Origin of the sequence: Streptomyces sp. OR43, assembly GCF_008042275.1 — a bacterium.
GTDB lineage: Bacteria > Actinomycetota > Actinomycetes > Streptomycetales > Streptomycetaceae > Streptomyces.
This window is the reverse complement of the sequence record NZ_RDBK01000025.1, coordinates 108,123-112,826: the sequence shown is the minus strand read 5'-3', so window position 1 is coordinate 112,826 and position 4,704 is coordinate 108,123. Positions and strand designations below refer to the sequence as shown.

At 75.3% G+C, this 4,704-nt stretch carries 4 protein-coding genes; all 4 read left to right on the top strand.

What is annotated here, in order from left to right; genetic code table 11:
• Positions 1-503 precede the first annotated feature (503 nt).
• Complete coding sequence (locus EAO72_RS13280; protein ID WP_148017503.1) at positions 504-1,763, top strand: prenyltransferase/squalene oxidase repeat-containing protein; 1,260 nt, start codon at positions 504-506, stop codon at positions 1,761-1,763.
• A gap of 41 nt (positions 1,764-1,804) precedes the next feature.
• Complete coding sequence (locus EAO72_RS13275; RefSeq protein ID WP_148017804.1) at positions 1,805-2,494, top strand: SCO2322 family protein; 690 nt, start codon at positions 1,805-1,807, stop codon at positions 2,492-2,494.
• The gene (locus EAO72_RS13270; protein ID WP_148017502.1) at positions 2,491-3,678 is read left to right on the top strand and encodes an energy-coupling factor transporter transmembrane component T; all 1,188 of its coding nucleotides are present in this window, start codon (positions 2,491-2,493) and stop codon (positions 3,676-3,678) included. Before EAO72_RS13275 ends, EAO72_RS13270 begins: the two co-directional genes overlap by 4 nt.
• Positions 3,675-4,704, top strand: a 1,030-nt coding sequence (locus EAO72_RS13265; protein ID WP_261991457.1) for an ABC transporter ATP-binding protein, incomplete at its 3' end; no start/stop codon positions are given. The genes EAO72_RS13270 and EAO72_RS13265, both read left to right, overlap by 4 nt.

Genomic DNA, 4,704 nt, shown 5'->3' with positions numbered 1-4,704 from the left:
GCCTCCTCGGAGGGCGACACCCCCACGGCCCGCTGCGAGGCGAAGGCCAGCGACTGCCGCCMCACCCTTTCAACCAGACTGATTCTCAAGCCGGTTGTAGTTTAACGATCACTCCTCGAAAGAGCCATGCGCGTTTCGGCGCCTCCGTGGGCGGCCGCCGCACCGGCCACAGGGGGCCATGCCGTCGGATGCCGGGGCCGCCCACGCCGAGGGGCCCCGGGGCCCGCCCGGTAGAGTGGGCTGGTCGTCATCATGTCCGATCAGGGGGAAGCCGGTGCGAATCCGGCGCTGACCCTTCCCCTCTCTCTCGACTTCGCTCGAGCCGGGGAGGCCCCATCCCGTGACCGCCCAGCCGGGCGGGAGTCGGGAATGCCCTGTCCGTGTCGTGACCGGCTCGTGCCGTCGGGACCCCCCGGTGGCCGGCACCGTCGAGGTATACGGAGCCGGAGCCTGGTGCCTGTGTGTGCCTGTGCCCGGTTCCCCCAGGAGAGGCCCCGCCCGCCATGACCGTACGCCGCAGCGCAGCCGCGCTCGCCGCCACCGCCACCGTGCTCTGTGTGGCCGCAGCCCCGGCCGCAGTCGCCGCGCCGTCCCCCTCCCCCTCGCCGTCCGTGGCTCTGCCCTCGGGCCTGTACGGCACGAAGGACCCGACGTACGACGGGGTGTGGCGGCAGTCGCTGGCCTTCGCCTCGCAGCGGGCCGTGGGGGTGTCGCCCTCCGAGGAGGCCGTCGACTGGCTGATCGGCCAGCAGTGCGACAGCGGCGCGTTCCCCGCGTACCGGCCGGACCCCACCGTGCGCTGCGACGCCAAGACCATGGTCGACACCAATGCGACGGCGGCCGCCGTGCAGGCGCTGCACGAGGTCCGCGGGCACGAGAAGCTCGTGCAGCACGGGGCCTCCTGGCTGAAGTCCGTACAGAACGAGGACGGCGGCTGGGGCTACACCGCCGGCAGCCCGAGTGACGCGAACTCCACCTCGATCGTGATCGGCGCCCTCGCCCGGGCCGGCGAGAGGCTCGACGATGTGACGAACAGCGAGGGCAGGACGCCGTACGACGCGCTGCTCACCTTCGCCATCGCCTGCGGCGGCAAGGACGGCGGCGCGTTCGCGTACCAGCCCGACAAGGCCGGCAAGCTCGTCGCCAACGGCGACGCCACCGCGGCCGCCGTACTCGGATCGCTCGGCAAGGGGCTCGTCGTCGGCAACAACGCCGCGGTGAAGGACCCCACCTGCACCGAGGGTGACGCCCTCAAGCCCGAGCAGGCCGCCCAGAACGGTGCCTACTACCTCGCCGGGGCCCTCAAGAAGACCGGCCACCTCGACTCGCCGCCGATGCCCGGCGCCGAGGACAGTGCCCCGCAGCCCGACTTCGGCAACACCGCCGACGCGGTCGTCGCCCTGTCCGCGGCCGGCCACAAGGACAAGGCCGCCGCCTCCGTGAAGTGGCTGGAGAAGAACTCCGCGGCCTGGGCGAAGGAGAACGGCCCCGCCGCCTACGCGCAGCTCGTCATGGCCGCCCACGCCACCGGCTCCGACGTCCACGACTTCGGCGGCGCCGACCTCGTCGCCCAGCTGAACGCGACGGGTCCCGCGCCCTCCACCGACAAGAAGCCCACGGCGAGCGCCACCGAGGAGGAGAAGAAGGACAGCGGCGACGGGGACGGCATCGGCGGTGTCTGGTGGTTCGTCGGGATCGGACTCGCCGTCGGCGCCGGCGCCGGGTTCCTGATCAGCGGCCGCCGCAAGAACCAGCAGCTGTGAGGGTCTCCCGTGCGGGCCGGGGCGCGGACGCCCGGTCCGCGGTGCGGCTCGGCGGACGGGCCACCGTGCTGCTGGTGGTCCTGGGCGCCGTCCTGGCCGTGCTCGGTGCGGGCCCGGCCCAGGCCGCGGGCTACCGCTACTGGTCGTTCTGGGAGGGCTCCGGCAGCGGATGGGCGTATGCCACCCAGGGGCCGTCGCTGGTCCGGCCGGACGACGGTTCGGTGCAGGGCTTCCGGTTCGCCGTGAGCGCGGACTCGCAGGACGCGGCCCAGCCGCGCCGCTCCCCCGCCTTCGCGAAGATCTGCGCGGACACGCCCGCCGAGGACGGCCGCAAGCGCGTCGCGCTCGTCATCGACCCCGGTACGGCCGCCGACGCCCCGGACGGCGAGACGCCGCCCGCGGTGCGGACCGCGTGCGCGCGGGTCCCGGAGGACGCCAGCAGCGCGGAGGCCCTCGCCTCCGTGGCCAAGCCGCTGCGGTACGGCAGTGACGCGCTGCTCTGCGCGATCTCCGGCTATCCGGAGTCCGGCTGCGGTGAGCAGGTGTCGCAGGACTCGGGCGGCGGCAGGACCGCCACGACCGACGCCTCCGCGCCCACGTCGGCCGGTGTCGCCACCGGCGGCGACGGTGCGGACGGCGGCGGGCCTTCGGCCGGGGTCCTCGTCGGGGTCGGTGCCGTCCTGCTCGTCGGCATCGCCGCAGTCGCGCAGGCCCGCCGCCGCCGCGGATGACCGGCACCACAGCCGACCGTACGGACGCCCCGCAGGACCGGCTCCGTGCCTGGCGCGCCCCCGCCGCCACCCGGAGCAACGCCCTGCCCGCCGGCGCCTGGTGGCTGTGGGCGCTCGGGCTCGCGACCGCCGCGTCCCGGACCACCAACCCGCTGCTGCTCGGCCTGCTGGTCGGCGTGGCGGGGTACGTCGTGGCCGCGCGCCGCACGGACGCGCCGTGGGCCCGGTCCTACGGGGCGTTCATCAAGATCGGGCTGTTCGTCATCGGTGTGCGGCTGCTCTTCTCCGCCTTCCTCGGCTCCCCGATCCCCGGCACGCATGTCGTGTTCACGCTGCCCGAGGTGCCGCTGCCGGAGTGGGCGAAGGGCGTCCGGATCGGCGGCCGGGTCACCGCCGAGCAGTTGCTGTTCGCGCTGTACGACGGGGCGAAGCTGGCCGCTCTGCTGATCTGTGTCGGCGCGGCGAACTCCCTCGCGAACCCGGCCCGGCTGCTGAAGTCGCTCCCCGGGGCGCTGTACGAGGCCGGGGTCGCCGTCGTCGTCGCGATGACGTTCGCGCCGAACATGGTCGCCGACGTGATGCGGCTGCGCACCGCCCGGCGGCTGCGCGGCCGGCCGACCGGCGGGGTGCGGGCCGTGCTCCAGATCGGGCTGCCGGTGCTGGAGGGTGCGCTGGAGCGTTCGGTGGCGGTGGCGGCCTCGATGGACGCCCGCGGCTACGGCCGCACCGCGCAGGTTCCGGCCACGGTCCGGCACACCACGAACGTCCTGACGCTGGGCGGGCTGCTGGGCGTCTGCGCCGGTACGTACGGACTGCTCGCCGCGCAGGGCGCGGTGTACGGGCTGCCGCTGCTGATCGCCGGGCTGGTGGCGGCGACGGCCGGGCTGCGGCTCGGCGGGGCGCGTTCGGTACGGACCCGCTACCGGCCCGACCGGTGGGGGGTGCGGGCCTGGCTGGTCGCGGGGTCCGGTGCGGCGGTCGCGGTGGCGATGATCTGGGCGGGCAGTGCGGATCCGGCGGCGCTGCACCCCGGCGTCGTCCCGCTGACCGCGCCCGTGCTGCCGCTGTGGCCGGCCGCCGCGGTGCTGATCGGGCTGCTGCCGGCGGTGGTCGCGCCCGTCCCGCCCTCTCCCACGGGCTCGCCCGTCCCGCCTTCCCCCACAGGCTTCGAGGAGCAGGTGTGATCCGGTTCGACGATGTTTCGGTGCAGTACGAGGGCGTGGACCGCCCCACCCTGTCGGGCGTCGACCTGACCGTTCCCGAGGGTGAGCTGGTGCTGCTCGTCGGGCCGTCCGGGGTCGGCAAGTCGACTTTGCTGGGTGCGGTGTCGGGGCTCGTGCCGCATTTCACCGGCGGCCGGCTGACCGGCCGGGTGACCGTCGGCGGGCGGGACACCCGCACCCACAAGCCCCGCGAGCTCGCGGATCTGGTCGGCACCGTGGGCCAGGACCCGCTCTCCCACTTCGTGACGGACACGGTCGAGGACGAGCTGGCCTACGGCATGGAGTCGCTGGGCCTGGCTCCGGACGTGATGCGGCGGCGGGTCGAGGAGACCCTGGATCTGCTGGGTCTCGCCGGGCTGCGCGACCGGCCGATCGCCACCCTGTCCGGGGGCCAGCAGCAGCGCGTCGCGATCGGTTCGGTCCTGACCCCGCACCCCCGCGTCCTGGTACTGGACGAGCCGACGTCCGCCCTGGACCCGGCGGCGGCCGAGGAGGTCCTCGCGGTGCTGCAGCGACTGGTCCACGACCTGGGGACGACGGTCCTGATGGCGGAGCACCGGCTGGAGCGCGTGGTGCAGTACGCGGACCAGGTCGTCCTGCTGCCGTCGCCGGGCGCCGCCCCGGTGACGGGGGCGCCCGCCGAGGTGATGGCCGTCTCTCCGGTGCATCCGCCGGTGGTGGCGCTGGGGCGGCTGGCCGGCTGGGAGCCGCTGCCGCTGTCGGTCCGCGACGCCCGGAGGCGGGCCGCCGGGATGCGGGAGCGGCTGGCGGGTGTCGCGTCCGGACCGGTCGGCGGGACCCGGAAGCTTCCCGTGGCGCCCGGGCCGGTCGGCGGGGACGGGACAGGGCAGCTTCCCGTGGCGCCCGGGCCGGTGGGCGGGGGCGGAACCGGGCAGCTTCCGCCGCCGGCGCCCGMTCAGCACATCGCGCCGCGGCGGTCCGCCCTGGCCCGGCTGTTCGCCCGGCCCCCGCAGGAGGCCCCCGAGC